Origin of the sequence: Halocalculus aciditolerans (genome assembly GCF_014647475.1) — an archaeon.
In the GTDB taxonomy this organism is placed as follows: Archaea; Halobacteriota; Halobacteria; order Halobacteriales; family Halobacteriaceae; genus Halocalculus; species Halocalculus aciditolerans.
In genome coordinates, this window is the sequence record NZ_BMPG01000001.1 from 1 (window position 1) to 20,986 (window position 20,986).

The 20,986-nt window shown below is 68.4% G+C and carries 17 protein-coding genes; 9 read left to right on the forward strand and 8 right to left on the reverse strand.

All coding sequences use genetic code 11. The features are described from left to right. Window positions 1-783: 783 nt before the first annotated feature. Window positions 784-1,095 carry a non-histone chromosomal MC1 family protein gene (locus IEY26_RS00005; protein ID WP_188974572.1) on the reverse strand — a complete coding sequence of 104 codons (312 nt, stop codon included), beginning with the start codon at window positions 1,093-1,095 and terminating at the stop codon, window positions 784-786. A 234-nt stretch (window positions 1,096-1,329) separates the two neighbouring features. Here IEY26_RS00005 and IEY26_RS00010 point away from each other — a divergent pair, with 234 nt between their 5' ends. Both IEY26_RS00010 and IEY26_RS00015 read left to right on the forward strand, forming a co-directional pair. Continuing rightward, complete coding sequence (locus tag IEY26_RS00010) at window positions 1,330-1,527, forward strand: AbrB/MazE/SpoVT family DNA-binding domain-containing protein (protein ID WP_123074594.1); 198 nt, start codon at window positions 1,330-1,332, stop codon at window positions 1,525-1,527. A 3-nt stretch (window positions 1,528-1,530) separates the two neighbouring features. Beyond that, complete coding sequence (locus IEY26_RS00015; protein ID WP_188974573.1) at window positions 1,531-2,580, forward strand: quinone-dependent dihydroorotate dehydrogenase; 1,050 nt, start codon at window positions 1,531-1,533, stop codon at window positions 2,578-2,580. A 116-nt stretch (window positions 2,581-2,696) separates the two neighbouring features. On the opposite strand, the gene pheT is transcribed toward IEY26_RS00015, so the two are convergent. The 5 genes from pheT to IEY26_RS00040 form a co-directional block, all read right to left on the reverse strand. Further along, a complete protein-coding gene (gene pheT / locus IEY26_RS00020) occupies window positions 2,697-4,415 on the reverse strand; it encodes a phenylalanine--tRNA ligase subunit beta (RefSeq protein ID WP_188974574.1) in 1,719 nt (572 codons plus the stop codon). Further along, entirely contained in the window at window positions 4,416-5,930 is a 1,515-nt protein-coding gene (pheS, locus tag IEY26_RS00025; RefSeq protein WP_188974575.1) for a phenylalanine--tRNA ligase subunit alpha, read from the reverse strand. 250 nt (window positions 5,931-6,180) lie between these two features. Further along, complete coding sequence (locus tag IEY26_RS00030) at window positions 6,181-7,785, reverse strand: tryptophan--tRNA ligase (RefSeq protein WP_188974576.1); 1,605 nt, start codon at window positions 7,783-7,785, stop codon at window positions 6,181-6,183. Further along, entirely contained in the window at window positions 7,782-8,870 is a 1,089-nt protein-coding gene (endA, locus tag IEY26_RS00035; RefSeq protein ID WP_188974578.1) for a tRNA-intron lyase, read from the reverse strand. Before endA ends, IEY26_RS00030 begins: the two co-directional genes overlap by 4 nt. 48 nt (window positions 8,871-8,918) lie before the next feature. Then, on the reverse strand, window positions 8,919-9,641 hold the full coding sequence (locus IEY26_RS00040; RefSeq protein ID WP_188974580.1) for an endonuclease NucS domain-containing protein: 723 nt from the start codon (window positions 9,639-9,641) through the stop codon (window positions 8,919-8,921). A gap of 55 nt (window positions 9,642-9,696) precedes the next feature. Between IEY26_RS00040 and IEY26_RS00045 the strand changes: the two genes are divergently transcribed. Then, window positions 9,697-10,392 carry an HAD family hydrolase gene (locus tag IEY26_RS00045; protein ID WP_188974582.1) on the forward strand — a complete coding sequence of 232 codons (696 nt, stop codon included), beginning with the start codon at window positions 9,697-9,699 and terminating at the stop codon, window positions 10,390-10,392. Here IEY26_RS00045 and IEY26_RS00050 read toward each other — a convergent pair. After that, a complete protein-coding gene (locus tag IEY26_RS00050; RefSeq protein ID WP_188974584.1) occupies window positions 10,344-12,698 on the reverse strand; it encodes a DEAD/DEAH box helicase in 2,355 nt (784 codons plus the stop codon). The genes IEY26_RS00045 and IEY26_RS00050 overlap by 49 nt on opposite strands. A 62-nt stretch (window positions 12,699-12,760) precedes the next feature. Then, window positions 12,761-14,149, reverse strand: coding sequence for an MATE family efflux transporter (locus tag IEY26_RS00055; RefSeq protein ID WP_188974586.1), 1,389 nt, complete (start codon window positions 14,147-14,149; stop codon window positions 12,761-12,763). Window positions 14,150-14,347: 198 nt separating this feature from the next. Here IEY26_RS00055 and IEY26_RS00060 point away from each other — a divergent pair, with 198 nt between their 5' ends. The 6 genes from IEY26_RS00060 to lpdA all read left to right on the forward strand — a co-directional run bounded on the left by IEY26_RS00060 (window position 14,348) and on the right by lpdA (window position 20,936). After that, window positions 14,348-14,515 carry a hypothetical protein gene (locus tag IEY26_RS00060; RefSeq protein ID WP_188974588.1) on the forward strand — a complete coding sequence of 56 codons (168 nt, stop codon included), beginning with the start codon at window positions 14,348-14,350 and terminating at the stop codon, window positions 14,513-14,515. A gap of 156 nt (window positions 14,516-14,671) precedes the next feature. Then, window positions 14,672-15,619 (forward strand): lipoyl synthase, encoded by a 948-nt coding sequence (gene lipA, locus IEY26_RS00065; protein ID WP_326838269.1) that lies wholly within the window; start codon window positions 14,672-14,674, stop codon window positions 15,617-15,619. 243 nt (window positions 15,620-15,862) lie between these two features. Further along, window positions 15,863-16,978, forward strand: coding sequence for a pyruvate dehydrogenase (acetyl-transferring) E1 component subunit alpha (gene pdhA, locus IEY26_RS00070; RefSeq protein ID WP_229773858.1), 1,116 nt, complete (start codon window positions 15,863-15,865; stop codon window positions 16,976-16,978). 3 nt (window positions 16,979-16,981) lie between these two features. After that, entirely contained in the window at window positions 16,982-17,965 is a 984-nt protein-coding gene (locus tag IEY26_RS00075) for an alpha-ketoacid dehydrogenase subunit beta (protein WP_188974594.1), read from the forward strand. Then, window positions 17,965-19,509, forward strand: coding sequence for a dihydrolipoamide acetyltransferase family protein (locus IEY26_RS00080; RefSeq protein WP_188974596.1), 1,545 nt, complete (start codon window positions 17,965-17,967; stop codon window positions 19,507-19,509). The genes IEY26_RS00075 and IEY26_RS00080 overlap by 1 nt, the downstream gene beginning before the upstream one ends. Further along, entirely contained in the window at window positions 19,509-20,936 is a 1,428-nt protein-coding gene (gene lpdA, locus IEY26_RS00085) for a dihydrolipoyl dehydrogenase (RefSeq protein WP_188974598.1), read from the forward strand. The genes IEY26_RS00080 and lpdA overlap by 1 nt, the downstream gene beginning before the upstream one ends. Window positions 20,937-20,986: the final 50 nt, after the last annotated feature.

Consider the following 20,986-nt stretch of genomic DNA (forward strand, 5'->3'; position numbering starts at 1 on the left):
TCGGACCTAGTAGTCGGAAGCGGCGGGCCTTAAGCCCATCGGCTTCCAAGGTCCGACTCGCCGAACTGTGTTCGGCGCGACGTTCGCATCTCATCCGAGTACCAGGATACACTTAAGGACGTCGTTCCAAGCTCGGTTAGACCGAGCCGGCGTCGACCCCGGCCGGAATGAGTGCGTCGGTAGCGCGGGAGTGGACCCGGCCACCTCATCGTTCGCAACTCATTCGAAGCGTGGGGAGTACATAAGGCCTCCGGACCGGCCTCGTGAGAGGCGGGTCGGAGGGGATCCCCGGAATCGGATGCATGCGTCGGTAGCACGGGGTGACCCCGGCCACCTCATCGTTCGCATTAGTCCGAATGTCGGAGATACGTATAAGGCCTACGAACCGGACTCGAAATGGGTCCGGTGTAGACGTCTCCTGGTTGGATGAGGGCGTCAATCAGTGGTTCCGGGTCAGGCCCGGACCACCTCACGTCGTCTGCATTCCATTCGATGGGTGGGTTACGTAAAAGGCCGTCGAACCACCACCCTCTCCGGGACGCCGCGGCATGGCGATTTGTACCGTGGTGCAGGGGTGGGGGTGGTGTCGTTGTGACTGTGGAGTTCGGTCTGTGAGAAGCGTGTCGCGCGGGCGGAGGCCGGCTCGTCATCCCGACGCGTCGTGCGTGTGGTCGAGCCGGGTGGTACCCGCGCAGCGTGACGTAGCGGGGGCTGCGTGAAAAGTGCGTCTGCTCGGCTCGGCGGCGGCACACGTGCGCGCGAGAATAACGTAGTCAGTTCGGGCTACGACTGGAGGTGCTCGATTCCCTTCTTGGAGACGTTCGCTTCGGTGATGTTCCCGGGCATCCAGTCGGGCTTGTCGTCGGGTGAGTCCGATTTCCAGGCCCAGGCGTCGTAGATGTGTACTTTGTCGGTCCCTTTCTCGCGGAGGCGGATCTCGTGGTGTTTCGCTTGTTGTTCGGTTTTCGCGACGTCTTCGAGGCGGCGCGCTGCTTTGAGTGCGGCCTGTCGGGGTGTGTTCCCGCTGAAGACGCTCGTCTCGTTCCCGTCGACATCTCGGAGCGCGAAGTTGCGCTTCCCATCCTCTCGTGCCATGGTTACGTCCATGCGAAAGGAACACACAGTGTGTGATAAACATATCGGCGATATCGGCTGGTTTTCGGTGGTTTTCCCCGTGTTTCGCCGGGCGGGTGCGTAGATGGGTACGCGAGGAAGATGTGCCGGTAGACGCGTCGACTGCGCGGTGACGGGCCGTAGTGGCGGCGAGGCGGCCGGCGGTCGGAAGGGCTTAAGTACGTCCTACGGTGAAGGTTCACGTAGGATAGCTCGATGGTTCGCAAGAAGAAGCTCAGCCCGAGTGGCGCGAAAGGCGAGGACGGCGAGTATCACAACGCCCACGTGAACCTCCACGAGGACGAACTCGCGGTCGCCGGGCTCGAGATCGGCGACGAAGTGTTCGTGCGCGTCCGCGAGGACAAGATCATCATTCAGAAGGCCGACCCGGACGAGGTCGAACACGATTTCTAGGGGATGTACGACGCCCTCAAGCCGCTGCTCTTTCGGCTGCCGGCGGAGACGGCGCACGAGGGAGTGAAAGAGCTGTTGCGGACGGTGCAGGCGACGCCGGCGCTCGGCGTGCTCGACCGCGTCTACGGCGTGGAGAACGAGCGGTTGGGCGTCGAGGCGTTCGGGCAGTCGTTCCCGAATCCCGTCGGTGTGGCCGCGGGGTTCGATAAGAACGCGGAGGTGCCGCGTGCGCTCGCGGCGCTCGGATTCGGCCACCTGGAGGTCGGTGGTGTGACGGCGGAAGCCCAGGAGGGCAACCCGCGCCCGCGGATGTTCCGGCTCCCGGAGGACGAGGCCGTCGTCAATCGGATGGGGTTCAACAACGACGGCGCGGACGTCGTCGGGCGGCGACTCCACGAGAAGCCGTTGCCGGACGTGCCGGTGGGCGTGAACATCGGGAAGTCGAAGTCGGCGAGTCCGGAGGACGCGCCGGAGGACTACGCGTACACGTACGAGCGCGTCGCGGGTGCGGGCGATTTCTACGTGGTGAACGTCTCCAGTCCGAACACGCCGGGGCTGCGCGATTTACAGAACCGCGAGGGCTTAGAGCGGATTCTCGCGCGACTGCTGGACGCGGGCGCAGCGCCCCTGCTCGTGAAGCTCTCGCCGGACTTGAGCGAGGGGGCGACGGCGGACGCGGTCGACCTCGCGGAGGACCTCGGCCTCGACGGTATCGTGGCGGTGAACACGACGACGGACCGGCCGGACTCCCTGCGAGGCGAGCACCGCGACGAGACCGGCGGGCTCTCGGGGCAGCCGCTGCGTGACCGCGCAACGGAACGGGTTCGGTTCGTGGCGTCCCGCACCGACCTGCCCGTGGTCGGCGTCGGCGGCGTGGCGTCGGCGGCGGACGCGTACACGAAGATCCGTGCGGGCGCGAGCGTCGTCCAGCTCTACACGGGCCTCGTCTACGAGGGGCCGTCGCTCGCGCACGACATCAACGAGGGCCTCCTCACGCTCCTCGACCGCGACGGCTTCGATAGCGTCGAGGATGCCGTCGGCGCGGACCTCTGACTCACGAGTCGGGAGTTCGGAGCCATCGTCGTTCGCCTCCTCGCCGAAGCCGCTCGTTTTCTCGAAGTCACGACAGCCGTAGACGCGAGAAGAGAAAGAAGGGAGAGCGGGGTCGGTTACTTCAGCGCGTCGAGGCGGAACTCGAAGGCGGCGACGGGGAGTTCGAGGTCGTGGTCGACGAGGACGCGCGGGCGGAGTTCGCCGATGACACCCACTGGTTCGCCGTCGATTTCGACTGCCGCCGTGCGGCCGTCGATGAACGAGGGGTGGTCGGTCGGCGGGGTTTCGAGGTCGACGTCGAAGTGCCGGCAGAGCGCCTGGAGGCGGGCTTTGGCGTCCTCGTAGGAGGCGTCGTGGCGGGCGACGGCGGCGGCGACCGTGCGGAACTCGTGGTAGCCGGTGTTCTCGGTGTCGTCGCGGTGGGCGGCGAACCCGATTTCGGCGAGGTCCTGTGGGTACGCGCGGTGCGTGTTGTTCTCGAGGACTTGCGCGATGCCGGGGAGCGCCCACGTGCGGAGGATGTCGAAGTCCTCGCTGTAGGGTTCGGTGATGACGGCGGGTTTCCCGCCGCCGTAGACGTCGCTTCCGGGGTCGACGCCCATCCGGTCGAAGTTCTGCGCCTCGCTCGTGAGGTGGAAGTTCAGGAGGTCCTGGAAGCCGAGGCCGGTGAGCACCCCGCGGACGGCGCGTTCGAGTTCGTTGCGCTCCGTGCGTTCGCCGACGGTGGCGACGTCGGGGTAGCGGGGGACGAGGTTGTTGAAGCCGTGCGCGCGCCCGACGTCGTCGACGAGGTCGACGGGGTGGAGGACGTCGACGCGGTAGGGCGGAATCTCGACTTCGTACTCGGTGTCGTCGCCCCAGGGTTCGGGGGTGGCGTCGAGGCCGGCGCGTTCGAAGTAGTCGAGCACCCGGTCTTCGTCGAGGTCGACGCCGAGCGTGGATTCGATGTCGCTGTGGAGGACGTACTTCTCGTCGACGTCGAAGTCGGGGCGGACGAGGTCGTGGTCGTCGTAGTGGACGCGGACTTCCTCGATTCTGCCGCCGCGGGCGTCGAGGGCGTAACAGAGGATGGCGCACATCTTGTCGATAGTCCACTGGTCAGTGCCCGTGAGCTCGATGAGGAGGTCGCGGGAGTCAGTAGAGACCTCGGTGCGGCGGCCGTTGATGACGGGCGGGAACGAGAAGAGCCCGATGTCGTCGTAGATGGCGGGGTAGCGCTCGTAGTCGTCGAGGAGGTCGGCGTACTTCTCGCCGGTCGGATGCTCTTCGAGGACGGCCTCGGGCGTTAGCTCGGCGTCGGCGTCGAGCGGGACGAACTCGTCGCCCGCGGGGTCGATGCCCGTGTACCGGATGGAGTTCGCGGTCTCCCCGGCCTCGGTCGCGGGGCGGCCTTTGAGCATCGTGAGGTCGTGGATGCCGATCGCGCCCTTCGCGCGTTTCCGCCCCATCGTCGCGTGGAGTTTCTCCTGGAGCTGAATGAGGGAGTCGAGCGCGGCCTCGTCGAGGTCGACGCCCCGGACGACCGCACCGGTGACGTACGGGCGCTCGTCGGGAACAGACGAGTCGACGTCGATGGTCCAGTCGGCGTCGTTCGTCGACGGGACGTAGACGCCGCGGTCGTCGCCGTACTGGTAGCGCAGCGAGCGGGCGACGCCCTCGACGCTCAGGCGGTCGAGACGGTCGGGCGCGAACTCGAGCTGGAGTTCCCCCTCCTCCGTCTCGCCTTCGTACTCGAGACCGAGCGCGAACAGGTCGTCCTTCAGTTCGTCCGTGCTCTTCTCGTCGTGGCCGGTGAGGCGGCGGAGTTCGTCGGGGTCGACGTCGACGACGGGCATCTAATAGACCACCTCCGCGTTCCGCAGGAAGTCGAGGTCGACGAGGGTCCCGTGGACGTCGCGGATGTCCTCGAAGCCGGAGACGAGCATCAGGAGCCGCTCTAAGGCGAGCCCCCACGCCATCACGTCGCACTCCACGCCGAGCGGTTCGAGAACTTCGGGGCGGAAGATTCCGGAGTTCCCGATTTCGATGACTTCTCCCGTGCGCGGGTGGCGGCCGAACAGCTCGAAGCTGGGTTCGGTGTAGGGGTTGTAGTGGGGTTTGAACTCGATGTCCTCGATGCCGAAGTGGCTGTAGAATTCGGTAAAGGTGCCCATGAGGTCTCGTACACTCAGGTCTTCGGCCATCACCCAGCCCTCGATCTGGAAGAACTCGAGGAGGTGGGTCGAGTCGAGAGTGTCATTTCTGTATACTTTCTCGACGCTGAAGTAGCGCTCCGGGGGTTCGAGGTCCCCGATTTGTTCGCCGGAGAGGTAGCGCATGGAGAGGTTGGTGGTGTGGCCGCGGAGGGCGAGGGAGCGAGAGAAGTCCTCGCTCCACGGGCTGTGGTAGCCGTCGCCGTCGGGGCCGACGCCGTTCCGGTGGGCGTCCTCGACGCGGTCGACGAGGTCCTCGGGGAGCTCCTGAATCCCGTCGGGTTCGGCGACGGCGAAGCGGTCCCAGTGGGTGCGCGCCGGGTGGTCCTGCGGCATGAAGAGCGCGTCGTTGATCCAGAAGTCGGCGTCGACGTGCGGGCCCTCCATCTCCGAGAAGCCCATCCCGACGAGGACGTCCTTCACTTCTTCTGCGGTCTGCCGGAGGAGGTGGGTGGTGCCGCCGTGGAGGTCCTCGGCGTCGGCTTCGACGTTGTACTCGGCGAAGTCGGCGTCCTCCCACGCACGGGACGAGAGCATCTCGGGGGTGAGCTGGCCGACTTCGCCTGTGGTTTCGACGCCGGCCATGAGTTCGGTGACGCCGGTCTCCGTGAGTCGCGCGGAGCGGACGGTTCGTTCGGTGACGTCGACCAGGCCGCGGCGCTCCAGCTGGTCGAGCACGTCGGCGTCGAGGCCGGCGGCGTCCGCGTCCCCTGCGAGGGCGTCGAGCGCCGCGGCTTCGGCGTCCTCGCTCGGGTCCGCGTCGGCGTCCGCGGTGAGTTCGCCGCTGTCGATTTCGCCGTACCCTTTCCGCGCGTAGTTGGAGAGCGCGACGTCGACCTCGTTGCCTTCGAGGCCGGACGCGCCGATGACCTGTCCCATCTGGACGGCGTCGTCGGTCGCGCCGGCGTCGACGGCGGCCTCGTAGAGCCGGACTTCCGGCAGCCCCTCGGCCGCGTACGTCTCGCCCTCGTCGGTGAGTGCGACGGACGTCTCCGCCGTCTCCGTGAGTTCGAGGAGGCCGCGCTCTTCGAGTTCGAACGCCGCGCCCGTGACCGTCTCCGGTTCGAGGTCGGTCGCGGCGGCCAGTTCGTCCATCGTCTTCGCTTCGTCGGCGCTCGCGGCTTCGAGCACCGAGACCTGCTGTCGTGGTAGCTTCATTTATCGTGTGTCTGTGGGTAAGTCGGAAAGCTATTGCGAACGCCTCGCAGCGAGTTTCGGACGCGAGAGAGGTCTCACTCCCCCGCGTCGTCCGCTCGCCTCACGCGGAGAAAAAACCGAAGCCGAAACCGAACTGGAGAGTCGCGGTGCGCTCGGCGACGGAGCCACGAACGGTGGGTTCGACTCCCATACACGGGCCGTCGGTGGGCGGCGACAAAAAGGCGGAGGGTCCGCGATTCTTGTAGGCGTATCAGCGGTTCCGCGGGCTCTCCAGCGTGAGGTCCGTCTCTTCGAGGAGGCCTTCGACTTCGTCGCGTTTCTCCTGGTGGTCTTCGAGGAATTCCCGCATCAGCTCGGCCGCCTGCTCCTTGCAATCCCCACAGAGGCGCTCGCCGTTCCGACACTCCTCGTAGACGCGTTCGGCGAAGGCGTCGTCGTCGCTCGCGAGGAGGTAGGCGTAGAGTTCGTAGACGGGACACTGGTCGGGCCGACCGCCCTTCTCGCGCTGTTCTTCGGCGCTCGTCCGTCCGCCGGTGGTCGCGGCCTTCACCTTGTCGTAGCCGTCTTCGGGGTCGTCGAGGAGGCTGATGTGGCTCGCGGGAATACTCGAGCTCATCTTTCCGCCCGTCAGCCCGGTCATGAAGCGGTGGTAGATGGAGGACGGCGGGAGGAAGCCGTAGCCGCCGTGGGCGACGGCGACGTCGCGCGCAAGGTCTTCCGCCTCGTCGCGGTCGAGGTCGAAGGCGTCGACGTGTTCGTCGTAGACGCGTTTCTCGCCCTCCACGGACTCGATGAGCGCCTCGAAGGCTTCCTCGCTCGCGTTCCGGTCGAGGAAGCGGACGCGCGGCCGGAGCGGTTCCTTCCCCGCGGACGCGAGTTTCGCTTCGAGGTCGTCGCGGACGCCGGCCGGGTCGGGGACGTCCTTCGCGTCCTGCGCGGCGAGCCACGTCGCGGCGTCCTCGCAGCGGACCGTGTCGTCGTCCGTGTCGAGCGCGTCGTAGGCGTCCGCGAGGAGCGCGCGCTCGTCGTCGTCCACTTCGAAGGACGCGTAGGCTTCGGTGACGCGGAAGTAGCCGACGCGAGAAGCGAGGTCACGCGCGAACCGCACGTGCGGGTCCTGGTCCGGGCCGACCGGAATCACCGTCGGCTTCGGCTCCTCTAACTGGGGGTAGAGGATGTCCGCCATCTGCGTCACTACCGACTGCATGTGCGAGACGTCCGTCTCCCCGTCGAACCCATAGATACCCTCGAACTCCGAGAAGTTCGCCTCGATGCCGAGTTCGAACGCGAGGTCCTGCACCTCGCGGTTCTCGGACTGTCGGTAGAGCTCGCCCTCCTCGGGGTCGAAGCCGAGCGCGAGCAGGCTCAGGAGGTAGTCGCGGGCGTGCTCGTCGATTTCCGCCCAGGAGAGCCCGCGCGCCGAGTGCGCTTCGAGGTCCGCGATGAGCGCGTAGGCGTCCCCGCCCTGTTCTTGGTGCCAGATGATCTCGTCGAACACCATCTTGTGGCCGATGTGGGGGTCGCCGGTCGGCATGAAGCCGGAGAGCGCGGCGAACGGCTCGTCGTTCCGCATCGCGTCGAGGACGCGGCGGTAGTCGCGGTGGCCGAAGATGATGGCGCGCCGCATCAGGTAGTGGGGGTTCGGGACTTCGTCGATGACGTCGTCGAAGGACTCGATGCCGAACTCCGTGAAGAGCTTCTCGTAGTCCGAGACGGTGGACGAGCCCCACGGGTCGAGCGCGACGTCGTCCGCGCCTTCGGCGTCGACGCCTGCGCCGTCCGCACGGAGGTCAGTCGCGTGGTCGTCCGTGTCGGTCCCGTTCGGTCCGCCGTCGTGTGTATCGTCGTCAGTCATGGCGTGAGGCGGGTCACGGCGACCCAGTCAGTCGTGTCTCGTTCGTGGTCTTCGCGCGCAAAAACCATTGTCTTCCGGACACCGTGGGCGAGGCGGACGTCGAGGGCGAGGTCGCGCGGTTCGAACGCGTGGTCTCGCTGGAGCGCGCGCACGAGCCAGGTCGAGTGCCCGAGGTTCTCCACGGAGTCCACGGTCTGGTAGACGCGGAAGTCCGCGCCGAACTTGAAGCCGGTCTTGGGGACGGTGCCGGCGTCGCGGAGCGCGCGGTACGCGCGGAGGCGGCGGTCGAAGCGGTCGCCTTCGACGGCGCGTCCGCGGGAGACGACGGCGTTCACGCCCGCGTCGGCGGACCCCTCTTCGACGGCCACGGAGCCGTCGGCGTCCTCGTCGTTTTCGAGCGTGAGGGTGCCGCGCGCGGCGAGGTAGGCCGCTTCGACGAGAGAGAGGTGGAGAGCGTCGTGCTCGGTCGAGCGCCCGGAGAGCGGCTGGCCGTAGAACCCGGACTCGTAGAGCGCTTCGGGCGGGTTCCAGACCATCACGCGGTCGTCGAGGAGCACGCCGGTGAGAGCCGCGTCGGGTTCGTAGTCCGTGTCGCCGTCCGGCGTCACGCTGTCGGAGTCGAGGTAGGTGATTTCGGACTCCTCGTCGACGACGGCGAGCACGCTCTCGCCGAGCGAGTCGACGGCGACGGGGGTGCGTTCGCCGACGACGCGAATCTCGTGGGCGACGTCGCCGTCGCGGGGGCCGGTGCCGCGTTCGTAGACGACGAAGTCCGTGCGGTCGCCGGTATCGGGGACGACGTCCCAGTCGAGCGCGGCGGGAGAGAGGTAGAAGCCGCGGTCGCGGAGGTCCGCGTAGACGAAGAAGCGCGCGGCGAACCCGTCGCCGCCGCGTTCGACGAACTCGCGGAAGCCGTCGCCGTCGACGGCGTCGAGGTCCCCGCGGAAGAGGAGGTGGGCGGCTTCCACGGGGGCGAGCGCGATCTCGTTCCCCTGGAGGGGACGGCCGTACCCTCGCGAGTCGTGGAACCGCTGTCGCGCGTCACCACCGACGTGTATCTCGCCGTCGCGTCGCTCTCCGTGCATGGGCGGGAGGTGCGCGGCGAACACCAAAGCGACTGCGGTCTCCCCGACTCAGTCGGCGTCGCAGGTCGAGTCGAGACAGCGCGTGCCGCCGGGCGTCTCGAAGCGCGGGAGGCCACAGTCGCAGGTCGCGTCGGTCGTGCCGTGGGGGACGGCGAGGACGCGCTCGCAGTCGGGGCAGACGGCGCGGACGCCGCGTCGCCACTCGATGTTCATGCCCGTGCCGCAATCGGGGCAGGGCCACGCGCCGTCGTATTCGGCGGCGACGGCGTCGGCGAGCGGGTCGCAGGACGGGTCGGCGCAGACCTCGAAGACGCGGCCGCGTTCGACGCGGAGCAGCGGGAGCCCGCAGTCCTCGCAGGGCGTACCGAGCACGTCGGCGTCGCGGGGAATCGCGTGGGTGCGCCGGCAGGAGATGCAGGCGAGGTCGCTGCCGCTCCGGACGAGCGGGCCGTCGCAGTCGGGACAGGTACCGACTTCGGGGCCGCTGGGAGAGGCGGGGTAGAAGGCGCGGCCGTGGACGGCGTGGAAGTCGAGGCGGAGGGATTCGTCGCCCTTTCCGGCGACGAGTCGCGTGCCGTCCTCGCCGTCGGTGAACCTGACCGTTTCGGCGCGCGTGAGCCACGCGGCGGGCTGATACCCTCGGGCGTCGTGGACGAGCACGGTGTTGTCGGGTTTCACGAGCGCGACGATCTCGCCGCGTTCGCGGCGGGCGTCGCGGCCGTCGGAGGTCGTCGTGCAGTCGCCGGCGACGACGCGGATTGCGTCCTGCATCACGAGGAGTTCGCCGCGTCACCACGCATAAACTCACGCACGGCGAAGGGGGCGTATGGAGCCGAAGGCGGTTCTCTTCGACATGGACGGCGTGGTCGTGGATTCGGAAGCCCACTGGATAGAGCGGGAGGAAGCGTTGTTCGCGGAGCTCCTGGGCCCGGGCGTCGTCGACGTGGAGGGCGAAATCGCGGGGATGCAGTACGAGGAGATATACGACCTGCTCGTCGCGGAGTACGGCCTCGAGATGGAGCGCGAGGCGTTCCTCGCCGAGTACGAGGACGCTGCCGAGACGGTCTACGGCGAGCAGGCGACGCTCATGCCGGGGTTCGAGGGCGTGGTCGCGGCGTTACGCGAGGCGGGCGTGACGGTCGCGCTCGTCTCCGCCGCGCCCCACGACTGGATCGACCTCGTGGTCGCGCGCTTCGGTCTGGAGGGTGCGTTCGCGGTGCGCGTGAGCGCCGACGACGTGGACGGGCCCTCGAAGCCCGACCCCGGCATCTACGCGCTCGCCGCCGAGAACGTCGGAGTCGACCCCGAGCACTGCGTGGCGGTCGAGGATTCGCTCCACGGCGTGGAGTCGGCGCGCCGCGCGGGCGCGACCGCCGTCGCGTACCGAACCGGGCACAACCAGGCGTTCGACTTCGACGCGGCGGGCGCGGACGTCGTCGTCGACGGCCCCGACGGCCTCCGGGAGTACCTGTCTCAGGTGACGCGGACAGTGCGAGAGTCGGAGTCGGGGCGGAGCGGATAGTCGGGGAACGTGACTTCGACGGTGTACGTCAGCGACTCCGCGTTCGCACCGAAGACGCCGACGGGAACGGTGAGCGGGTCGTCGAGGTAGCCGGTGGTGGTGGTCATCTCGACGGGGTCGCCGTCGTCGGGGGTGGCGGTGACGCGGACGTGCGCGCGTCCGCCGCCGCCGGCGTTTCGAACCGTGACTTCGCAGGCCTCATTCTCCCCCATCGCGACGCGGTCGGGGAAGTCGCCCCAGTCGAAGGTGACGGCGGGGAGACCCTCTGCCTGGTCGAGGACGCGGTCGGCGAGGCTCTCGCTGAGCCCGGCGTCGACGAGGCCGCTCGCGCCGGCGTCGATGACGGCGGCGGGCGTCTCCACGTCGGCGTCGGCGAGTTTGTGCGCGCGCCCGGACGCGATGCCGTCGATGGCGGTGAGACCGACGGCGTCCGCGGGGACGCCGGTGTCGACGCGCGCGGCGAGGCGTTCGGCGAGGTTCTCGCCGCGCGGCCGGTCGTAGCGGTCCATGAACGCGCCGGCGGCGGCGAGGAGGCGGAGGGCGTTCTGCCGGATGACCCACGCGTCCGAGCGGAGCTCCGGCGGGACGCTCCCGCGCATCGACCCGACGAGGATGGCGAGCACTTTCTGTTGCCCTGGTTCGAGGTCGTCTCCGCGGTTCCCGAGGACCTTCCGGACGGCGTCCTTCTCGCCGTGCCGGGCGTTCACGCTGTCGAACTCGCGGGCGGCCGCGACGGCCTGGAGGACGTCGTCCTCGCGGAAGTCGCCGTCCTGCGTGGCGAGAGCGTGGAACGCGCTCGCGGTGTCGAGGCGGAGGTAGAACGTCGAGCAGAGCACGCCGAGGGTCGTCGGCGCGAGCACGCCGCCGTCCGCCTCGACGAACCCGCGCTCGCGGAGGTCGTCGAGGGTCTCCCGCACGCGGTCGCGGATCCCGTCGAATCCGTACTCGTCGGGCTCCGACTTCGCGCGGTGGTAGTAGAACGTCGTCTCCAGCCAGTCGATGGCGTCCTCGACGCCGTGCACCGTTCCCATCGCCACCTCCGCGTTGAGGTGTTCGACGAGGTCGGCGGCGAGCTGGGACTCGATTTCCTTCCCCTCTCTGAGGAGTGTTCGGTACGTGTCGGCGTCCGAGCGGTCGGTGACGACCCAGCCGTAGCCGACGTCGTCGTAGCCGGGGCGGCCCGCGCGCCCGAGCATCTGGAGGACGTCGAGCGGGCTCATGTCGACTTCGCCCTCCAGGGGGTCGTGGTATTTCGTGTCGCGAATCACGACGCAGCGCGCGGGGAGGTTGACGCCCCACGCGAGCGTCGACGTCGAGAAGAGCAGTTCGATTTTCCCGTCCTTGAACCACTGCTCGACGCGGTCTTTGTCGCCCTTGTTCAGGCCGGCGTGGTGGAAGGCGACCCCGTCGAGGACGCTCTTGCGGAGGGTGGAGTTCTCCAGTTCCTTGGCGTCGTTGTGGAAGTCGTAGTCGCCGCGCGCGCCCATCGGGATGTCGCGTTCGGCGAGTTCGTCGCGCGCCTTCTTCGCGGCCTGCTTGGCGTCCTGTCGGGACGCGCAGAAGACGAGCGCCTGCCCGTCCTCACGGAGGTGTGGTTCGGCCTTGTCGAGCGCGCGGTAGAGTCGTCGGTACTTGTCGGCGAAGGAGTTCTCGCCGTGGCTGTAGGTGACGACGTCGGCGTGCAGGTCGACGGGGCGGTACGATTCGTCGAACTGGAAGGTGGCTTCGGGCGGGGCGTCGAGCCAGTCGGCGACGTCCCGCACGTTCGGCATGGTCGCGGAGAGCGCGACGATACGGGGGTCGCAGAGCCGGCGGAGCCGGGAGACGACGACCTCGAGGACGCTCCCCCGTCGCTCGGAGTCGAGCAGGTGGACTTCGTCGATGACGACGAGGTCGACGTCAGCGATAAACGAGTAGCGGGGCGAGTCGTGCTTCCGCGTCGCCGAGTCGGCCTTCTCCGGCGTCATCACGAGGACGTCGGCGCGCTCGGCGCGCCGCGGGTTCAGGTCGCGCTCCCCGGTGACGACGTAGACTGAGTAGCCGAGGTCTTCGAAGCGCTCCCACTCGGACTCCTTCTCGTTGGTGAGCGCGCGGAGCGGCGCGACGAACACGGCGGTGCCGCCGGCGGCGAGCGCGCGACAGATCGCCAGTTCCGCGAGCGCCGTCTTGCCGGAGCCCGTGGGGGCGGCGGCGACGACGTTCGCGTTCGACTCGACCAGTGCGGGCACGGCCTCCCGCTGCATCCGATTGAACTCGTCGAACGGGAAGGCGTCCGCGAACTCCGGAACGGCGTCGGCGACCTCCATCTACCGCCGGGGTTAGCGACGCGCGCGGAAAGCCCTTGCCGAAACGGCCAGGCGGCCGGCGTTCAGGAGCCGGCGGCGTCGGCGGCGCGCTCCAGCATCCCGTTCCGCGTCGAGTAGCGGTAGTAGACGCCCGCGCCGACGGCCGCGGCGACGTTCGAGGCCGTGACCGCCCAGAAGACCGCGGTGACGCCGAAGCCGAGGGCGAGCGCGCCGACGGCGGCGACCGGGAGGCGGACCGCCCAGTACTGCAGCATCGTCATCACCATGGAGACGCGGGTGCGGCTCGCGCCGTTGAATCCCGCCTCGAAGACGTAGATAGCCCCGAACGCCCAGTAGCCGTACGCGAGGATGCGGAGGTACGAGACGGTGTGCGCGAGCGCCTGCCCGTCGAGGGTCGGCGCGAAGGCGTGAGCGATGGCGGCGGGGAAGCGCCACTGGAGCGCGCCGACGACGAGCAGGCCGCCGCACGCGACGGCGATGCCGACCCACGTGGTCCGCTCGGCGCGGTCGGGGCGGTCCGCGCCGAGGCTCTGCCCGATGATGCTCGACGCGGCCTGCCCGAGGCCCTGCGGGGGGACGAAGGCGATGGTGGCGACGCGCGCGCCGACGGTGTAGGCGGCGAGGCCGGCCGCGCCGCCGGCCGCGGAGACGACACCGACGACGAGGAGGCGGGCGACCTGCCGCGCGGCGTTCTGGACGCCGTTCGGTCCGCCGACGTCGATGACGTCGCGCGCGAGGGCGGCGTCGATGGCGAGGTGCGAGCGGCGGAGGCGGAACCCGCGGCGGCCGCGGGCGACGAGGACGAGGACGGTCAGGAGGCCGGCGACGTAGCCGAGGGCGGTGGCGAGCGCCGCGCCGCGGATACCGAGGGCGGGGACGCCGGCGTAGCCGAAGATGAGGAGCGGGTCGAGGACGACGTTCGTCCCGATGGTGGCGGCGGTGATGACGAACGCGCCGCGGGTGTCACCGAACCCGACGAGGCCGGCTTCGAGCGCGTTGCTCGCGGCCATAGGCGCGAGGCCGAGGGCGTAGACGCCGAGGTAGGCGGCCGCCGCGCCGGCGACGGCGGCGTCGAGCGGGAGGCGCGCGAAGACGGGGTCGACGAGGGCGAGCACGGCGGCGGTGACGACGGCGTACGCGGCGAACCCGAGGAGCGCGCCCTGGACGGCAGTGCGGATCGCGGCGTCCGGTTCGTCAGCGCCGGCGCGCTGGGCGACGTTCACCTGCGCGCCGACGAAGACGACGAAGACGCCGGCGGAGAGCAAGCCGATGACGGGCGCGAGGAGGCCGAGGGCGGCGACGGGGGGCTCGCCGAGTCGGCCGACCCAGAAGAGGTCGACGACCTGCTGGGCGATGACGACGAAGTTCTGCGCGACGAGCGGTGCGGCGAGTACGAGGAGTGTCCGGGTGATCGGCCCGTCGACGATGTCCTCGTCCGAAACGTCAAGCATACGTCACCAGCACGGTTGCCGTACAGTTCCGTCCGCTCACTATCAATCTATGGGATACTAGGCCACCGCCACGCGAGCACCCACGCTGAACCCCCGAAACGAGAGAGAAATGGGGGTTCTCGGAGCCGTCAGATGTAAATTACACCTTTTTACTCCTTGTGAGTAAGTTTAATGTTGGTGGCTGTTATACGAAATTATATGATGTCCCAGCCCCGCATCACGGCCCGCATCGAGCGCACCGAAGACGACGTCGTGCACACGTACGAACTCGACGGCGTCGTCTACGACTCCCTCGAAAAGCTCCAGGCCGCGCTCGACGGCGTCGACGCCGCCCCGACGGACGTCCCCGAAGCCACCGCGCAGTAACTCGACCGACGGAGGCCTTGCCGTCGGAATCCCTGGCAGTCGGGACTCCGACAGACGGGGCTCTCGGTCGTCGGGATTCCGCACCCATTCGCCCGTCGCGGAGCGTGCCGTGGAGCGCCCCGCCCTGCGATAATCCGTACGTTTTTGCCGTCGCGAGTGGACGTTCGTCACATGGAGAGCCGGCGGAAGCCGTCATGGCTGAAGATGGAGATGCCCTCCGGGGAGCGGTTCACGGAGATCAAGCGGACGCTCCGCGACCACGACCTGCACACGGTCTGTGAGGAGGCGTCCTGCCCGAACCTCGGGGACTGTTGGAGCGGGCGGAACGGCCCGGGGACGGCGACCTTCATGCTCATGGGCGACCGGTGCTCGCGCGGCTGTAACTTCTGCGACGTCGCCACCGGCGGGATGGACGCCCTCGACGAAGAGGAGCCGTCGAACGTCGCCGACGCCGTCGCCGAAATCGGCCTCGACTACGTCGTCCTCACGAGCGTCGACCGCGACGACCTCCCCGACGGGGGCGCGAGTCACTTCGCGGAAACGATTCGAGAGATCAAGCGCCGCGACCCCTCGATCCTCGTCGAGGCGCTCGTCCCGGACTTCCAGGGCGACCCCGACGACGTGCGGAAGATCATCGACGCGGGACCCGACGTGTTCGCGCACAACGTCGAGACGGTCGAACGCCGGCAGTTCCCGGTTCGGGACCGGCGCGCGGGCTACGAGCAGAGCCTCGACGTGCTCGCGCAAGCAGCAGCAGAAGGCGACTGCTACACGAAGACGTCCATCATGCTCGGCGTCGGCGAACACGACCACGAGGTCTACCAGACGCTCTCGGACTTGAAGGCGGTGGACGTGGACATCGTGACGTTCGGGCAGTACCTCCAGCCGTCGCGGAGCCACCTCGACGTCGAGTCCTACGTCCACCCGCAGAAGTTCGACACGTGGCGCGCGGTCGCCGAGGAGGAGTTGGGCTTCCTCTACTGCGCGTCGGGGCCGATGGTGCGGTCGTCGTTCAAGGCGGGCGAGTTCTTCGTCGACGCCCTCGTGAAGGAGGGGAAGTCCATCGAGGACGCTCGCGCGGAAGCCCGCGCGTCGGCGCGGTGAGGCCGGGAGCGGGGAGTTCGCGGTTCGGGCTGTACGCTCGTCCACTCCTGCACCGGCAATTTCTGCGAGAGTAGACGTTCGTCCACCCATCGTCGATTCGACGGTGAGTCGTCGGTTTTTTCGAGGATGTTCTGGACGAATCAGCCACGAATCGGGGGTTCGAGAGTCGCTCCGGAACGACCGTTACGAAAACCATTTACCCCGAGCACGGGACACTCTACGTATGCCAGGACGGGGATCACCGTGACACGGAACCTCTTCGACCGCGCCCCGGACGACCAGTACCGTATCCTCGACACGGACGGTCGCGTCGTCGACGGCGCGAGCGTGCCCGACCTCTCCGACGAGGAGTTCGTCGAGCTGTACGAGTACATGAAGCTCGCGCGGCACTTCGACCAGCGCGCGGTGAGCCTCCAGCGACAGGGGCGCATGGGGACGTACCCGCCGCTCTCCGGCCAGGAAGGCGCGCAGGTCGGCTCCGCGCTCGCGCTCCGCGACGAGGACTGGCTCATTCCGAGCTACCGCGAGCACGCCGCCGCGCTCGTCCACGGGCAGCCGCTGAAAGACACTCTCCTCTACTGGATGGGGAACGAGGCCGGGAGCGAGATTCCCGAGGACGTGAACGTCTTCACCCCCGCAGTCCCCATCGCGAGCCAGATTCCGCACGCGACCGGGCTCGCGTGGGCGGCGAAGCTCAAGGGCGACGACGCCGCCTTCCTCGGCTACTTCGGGGACGGCGCGACGAGCGAAGGCGACTTCCACGAGGGGTTGAACTTCGCGGGCGTCTTCAACACGCCGAACGTCTTCTTCTGCAACAACAACCAGTGGGCCATCTCGGTCCCCCGCGAGCGACAGACCGCCGCGAAGACCATCGCGCAGAAGGCGACGGCGTACGGCTTCGAGGGCATCCAGATCGACGGGATGGACCCGCTCGCCGTCTACAAGGCGACGACGGAAGCGCTCGAGAAAGCCCGGAACCCCCAGGAAGGCGAGATGCGGCCGACCCTCATTGAAGCCGTCCAGTACCGCTTCGGCGCGCACACCACCGCGGACGACCCGACGGTCTACCGCGAGGAGGGCGAAGTCGAGGAGTGGAAGGCGAAAGACCCGATTCCGCGCTTAGAGAAGTTCCTCCGGAACACCGGCCGGCTCGACGACGAGCGAGTCGCGGACATCGAGACTGCGGTCGAGGAGCGCGTCGCCGACGCCATCGCGGACGCGGAGTCCGAGCCGCGCCCCGAGCCGTCGGAGATTTTCGACAACGTCTACGCGGAGAAACCACCGCGCCTGCAGGAGCAAGAGGAGTGGTTCGAGCAGGTGCGTGAGAAGTACGGCGACGACGCGATGCTGGAGGACTAACCCATGAGTGACACACAGAATCTCACCTTAGTGCAGGCGGTGCGGGACGGGCTCCGCGGCGAGCTCGCCAGGGACGACGACGTCGTCGTGATGGGCGAGGACGTCGGGAAGAACGGCGGGGTGTTCCGCGCGACCGACGACCTCTACGAGGAGTTCGGCGACGACAGAGTCATCGACACGCCGCTCGCCGAGTCGGGCATCATCGGCACGGCCGTCGGGATGGCGGCGTACGGCATGAAGCCGGTCCCCGAGATGCAGTTCTCCGGGTTCATGTATCCGGCGTTCGACCAGATCGTGAGTCACGTCGCGCGCCTCCGGAACCGGAGCCGAGGGCGGTACTCAGTGCCGATGACGATCCGCGCGCCCTACGGCGGCGGCATCCGCGCGCCCGAACACCACTCCGAGTCGAAGGAGGCCTTCTACACCCACGAGGCCGGCCTGAAGGTCGTCATTCCGTCGACGCCGTACGACACGAAGGGGCTGCTCGCGTCCGCGATTCGCGACCCGGACCCGGTCGTCTTCCTCGAACCGAAGAAGATCTATCGCTCCTTCCGTCAGGAAGTCCCGGACGAGACGTACACCGTGCCGATCGGCGAGGCCGCCGTGCGCCGGGAGGGCGCGGACATCTCCGTGTTCTGCTGGGGCGCGATGACCCGGCCCACCCTCGAAGCGGCGGAGAACCTGGAGGGCGAAATCGACGTCGAGGTCGTCGACCTGCGGACGATGAGTCCGATGGACACCGAGACCGTCGTCGAGTCCTTCAAGAAGACCGGGCGCGCGGCGGTCGTGCACGAGGCCCCGCAGACCGCGGGCCTCGGCGCGGAGATCGCCGCGACGATTCAGGAGGAAGCGCTCCTCCACCAGGAAGCCCCCGTGAAGCGCATCACGGGCTTCGACACGCCGTTCCCGCTGTACGCGCTGGAGGACTACTACCTGCCCGAGCCCGCCCGCATCACTGAAGGCATCAGGGAGGCAGTAGAGTTCTAATGGCGCTGAGAGAGTTCAAGCTCCCCGACGTCGGCGAAGGCGTCGCGGAGGGCGAAATCGTCGACTGGCTCGTCGAGGAGGGCGACACCGTCACGGAAGACCAGCCGGTCGCCGAAGTCGAGACGGACAAGGCCGTCGTCGAGGTGCCGTCGCCCTACAACGGGACGGTCAAACAAATCCACTACCCGGCCGGCGAGGTCGTGAAGGTCGGGAGCGTCATCGTCACGTTCGAGATTCCGGACGAGGCCGGTGACTCCGAGGCGGCGGAGCCCGTCGTCGAGGAGGGCGCTGGCGCGCCCGAAGCCGAAGACGCGACGGACGCGGGCACGGCCGAGTCGGAAGCGCCGTCGTCGAGCGGGCGGACGTTCGCACCGCCGTCCGTGCGGCGGCTCGCGCGCGAACTCGGCGTGGACCTCTCGACCGTGTCCGGCTCGGGGCCGTCCGGACGCGTGACGGAGGGCGACGTCCGGCAGGCCGCAGAAGGCGGCGAACGCGAAGACGAGAGCGAACTCACGGACGCCGTCGAGCGAGTGGAGGAGGACGCCGAGGACGCGGTCGAGCGAATGGACGAAGAAGTCGAAGCCGAGGTGCCGCTCGGCGAGCAGGCAGCGGAGCACGCGGAGCGTGAGAAGACGCTCGCCGCGCCGGCGACGCGGAAGCTCGCCGCGGACGAGGGCGTCGACCTGAACGCGGTGCCGACGGACGAGGAGCGCGACGGCGAGGCGTTCGTCAGCCCGGAGGCCGTGACGCAGTACGCGCGGGCGCAGCGGGAGGCGAAAGCCGCCGAAGAACGAGCTGAATCCTCGTCGGCGTCGGCGACCGCGTCGTCGGCGTCCGCGGGCGAGGAGCGCGTGGAGTCCCGGCCGTATCGGGGGATTCGGCGGACCATCGGGAAGCAGATGGCGAAGTCGAAGTACACCGCGCCGCACGTCTCCCACCACGACACGGTCGACATCTCCGACCTCGTGGAGGTGCGCGCGGAGCTGAAGGAGCGCGCGGCGGAGCAGGACGTGAAGCTCACGTACCTGCCCTTCATCATGAAGGCGGTCGTCGCGGCGCTGAAGGAGAACCCGATTCTGAACTCGGAGCTCCGCGAGGACGACGAGGAGGTGCTCGTCAAGCACTACTACAACATCGGCATCGCGGTGGCCACCGACGCCGGGCTGATGGTGCCCGTCGTGAAGCGCGTCGACGAGAAGGGCATCCTCGAGCTCGCCGAAGAAGTGAACGAGCTCGCGGCGAAAGCCCGGGACCGCTCCATCACGCGCGAGGAGATGCAGGGCGGGACGTTCACGCTCACGAACTTCGGGGCCATCGGCGGCGAGTACGCCACGCCGATCATCAACTATCCCGAGACCGCGATTCTCGGGCTGGGCGCGATCGACGAGCGGCCGGTCGCGGAGGACGGCGAGGTGTACGCGCGCCCGACGCTCCCGCTCTCGCTATCGATCGACCACCGCGTCATCGACGGCGCTGAGGGCGCGGCGTTCACGAACAAGGTGATGGAGTACCTGAACAACCCCACCCTCTTGCTCTTAGAATAATGGTCGTTGGAGACGTCGCAACCGGTACGGAACTCGCGGTCGTCGGCGCTGGCCCCGGTGGCTACGTGGCGGCGATTCGCGCGGCACAGCTCGGCGTGGACACCACGCTCATCGAGAAGGACGAACTCGGCGGCACCTGCCTGAACGTCGGGTGCATCCCGTCGAAGGCGCTCATCCACGCGACGAACGTCGGCTACGAGGCCGATACCGCGGAGGAGATGGGGATTCACGCGGACGTGAAAGTCGACATGGAGCAGATGGTCGACTGGAAGGACGGCGTGGTCGACCAGCTCACCTCCGGGGTCGAGAAGCTCTGTAAGGCGAACGGCGTGAACATCGTGCACGGCCGCGCGGAGTTCGCCGGGGAGAACAGGCTCCGCGTCGCGCACGGCGGTGAGGGGCAGGGCTCCGAGACCATCGAGTTCGAGCAGTGCGTCGTGGCGACGGGGTCGCGACCCATCGAGATTCCCGGGTTCGCGTACGACGACGACCCGGTTCTCGACTCGACGCAGCTGCTCGCCCTAGAGCAAGTCCCGCGGTCGCTCGTCGTCGTCGGCGGCGGCTACATCGGCATGGAGCTCTCCACTATCCTCGCGAAGATGGGGTGTGACGTGACGGTCGTCGAGATGATGGACGACATCCTCCCGGGCTACGAGGAGGACGTGAAGCGCGTGGTGCGGAAGCGCGCGGAAGAGCTCGGCGTCGACTTCTACTTCGGGCAAGCCGCGAAAGGCTGGGAGCGCGCAGACGACGCCGGAATCGTCGTCACGACGGAGAACGAGGACGGCGAAGAGTCGACGTTCGACGCGGAGAAGGCGTTCGTCGCCGTCGGCCGCCAGCCCGTGCTCGACACGCTCAACCTCGACGCGGCGGGCCTCGAACCGAACGAGCAGGGCCGCCTCGAAACCGACCACACCGGCGAGACGAACGTGGATGGCATCTTCGCCATCGGCGACGTCGCGCCCGGCCCGCAGCTCGCGCACAAGGCGAGCAAGGAGGGCCAGGTCGTCGCCGAAGTCGTCGCCGGCGAGCCCGCCGCGATGGACTATCAGGCCGTTCCCGCGGCGGTCTTCACCGACCCCGAAATCGCCACGGTCGGCCTCACGCAAGCGGAAGCCGAAGAAGAAGGGTTCACTCCGGCAGTGGGCAAATTCCCGTTCTCCGCGTCCGGGCGCGCCCTGACGACGAACGACCACGAGGGCTTCGTCCGCATCGTCGCCGACGGGGATTCGGGATTCATCCTCGGCGCGCAGATCGTCGGTCCCGAAGCCAGCGAGCTCATCGCCGAACTCGGGCTCGCCGTCGAGATGGGCGCGACCCTCGAAGACATCGCCGCGACCATCCACACGCACCCGACGCTCTCCGAGGGCGTGATGGAGGCCGCCGAGCACGCGCTCGGCCACGCCATCCACACCCTCAACCGCTAACGTCGAACCGACACCGCGTTTTTTCCCGCACCGTCGCGTCGAGTCGAGTA

Bases quoted from the DNA above. Each gene is read 5' to 3' on its own strand.
- IEY26_RS00005 (WP_188974572.1), bottom strand. From the start codon at position 1,095: ATGGCACGAGAGGATGGGAAGCGCAACTTCGCGCTCCGAGATGTCGAC.
- IEY26_RS00010 (WP_123074594.1), top strand. From the start codon at position 1,330: ATGGTTCGCAAGAAGAAGCTCAGCCCGAGTGGCGCGAAAGGCGAGGAC.
- IEY26_RS00015 (WP_188974573.1), top strand. From the start codon at position 1,531: ATGTACGACGCCCTCAAGCCGCTGCTCTTTCGGCTGCCGGCGGAGACG.
- pheT (WP_188974574.1), bottom strand. From the start codon at position 4,415: ATGCCCGTCGTCGACGTCGACCCCGACGAACTCCGCCGCCTCACCGGC.
- pheS (WP_188974575.1), bottom strand. From the start codon at position 5,930: ATGAAGCTACCACGACAGCAGGTCTCGGTGCTCGAAGCCGCGAGCGCC.
- IEY26_RS00030 (WP_188974576.1), bottom strand. From the start codon at position 7,785: ATGACTGACGACGATACACACGACGGCGGACCGAACGGGACCGACACG.
- endA (WP_188974578.1), bottom strand. From the start codon at position 8,870: ATGCACGGAGAGCGACGCGACGGCGAGATACACGTCGGTGGTGACGCG.
- IEY26_RS00040 (WP_188974580.1), bottom strand. From the start codon at position 9,641: ATGCAGGACGCAATCCGCGTCGTCGCCGGCGACTGCACGACGACCTCC.
- IEY26_RS00045 (WP_188974582.1), top strand. From the start codon at position 9,697: ATGGAGCCGAAGGCGGTTCTCTTCGACATGGACGGCGTGGTCGTGGAT.
- IEY26_RS00050 (WP_188974584.1), bottom strand. From the start codon at position 12,698: ATGGAGGTCGCCGACGCCGTTCCGGAGTTCGCGGACGCCTTCCCGTTC.
- IEY26_RS00055 (WP_188974586.1), bottom strand. From the start codon at position 14,149: ATGCTTGACGTTTCGGACGAGGACATCGTCGACGGGCCGATCACCCGG.
- IEY26_RS00060 (WP_188974588.1), top strand. From the start codon at position 14,348: ATGATGTCCCAGCCCCGCATCACGGCCCGCATCGAGCGCACCGAAGAC.
- IEY26_RS00075 (WP_188974594.1), top strand. From the start codon at position 16,982: ATGAGTGACACACAGAATCTCACCTTAGTGCAGGCGGTGCGGGACGGG.
- IEY26_RS00080 (WP_188974596.1), top strand. From the start codon at position 17,965: ATGGCGCTGAGAGAGTTCAAGCTCCCCGACGTCGGCGAAGGCGTCGCG.
- lpdA (WP_188974598.1), top strand. From the start codon at position 19,509: ATGGTCGTTGGAGACGTCGCAACCGGTACGGAACTCGCGGTCGTCGGC.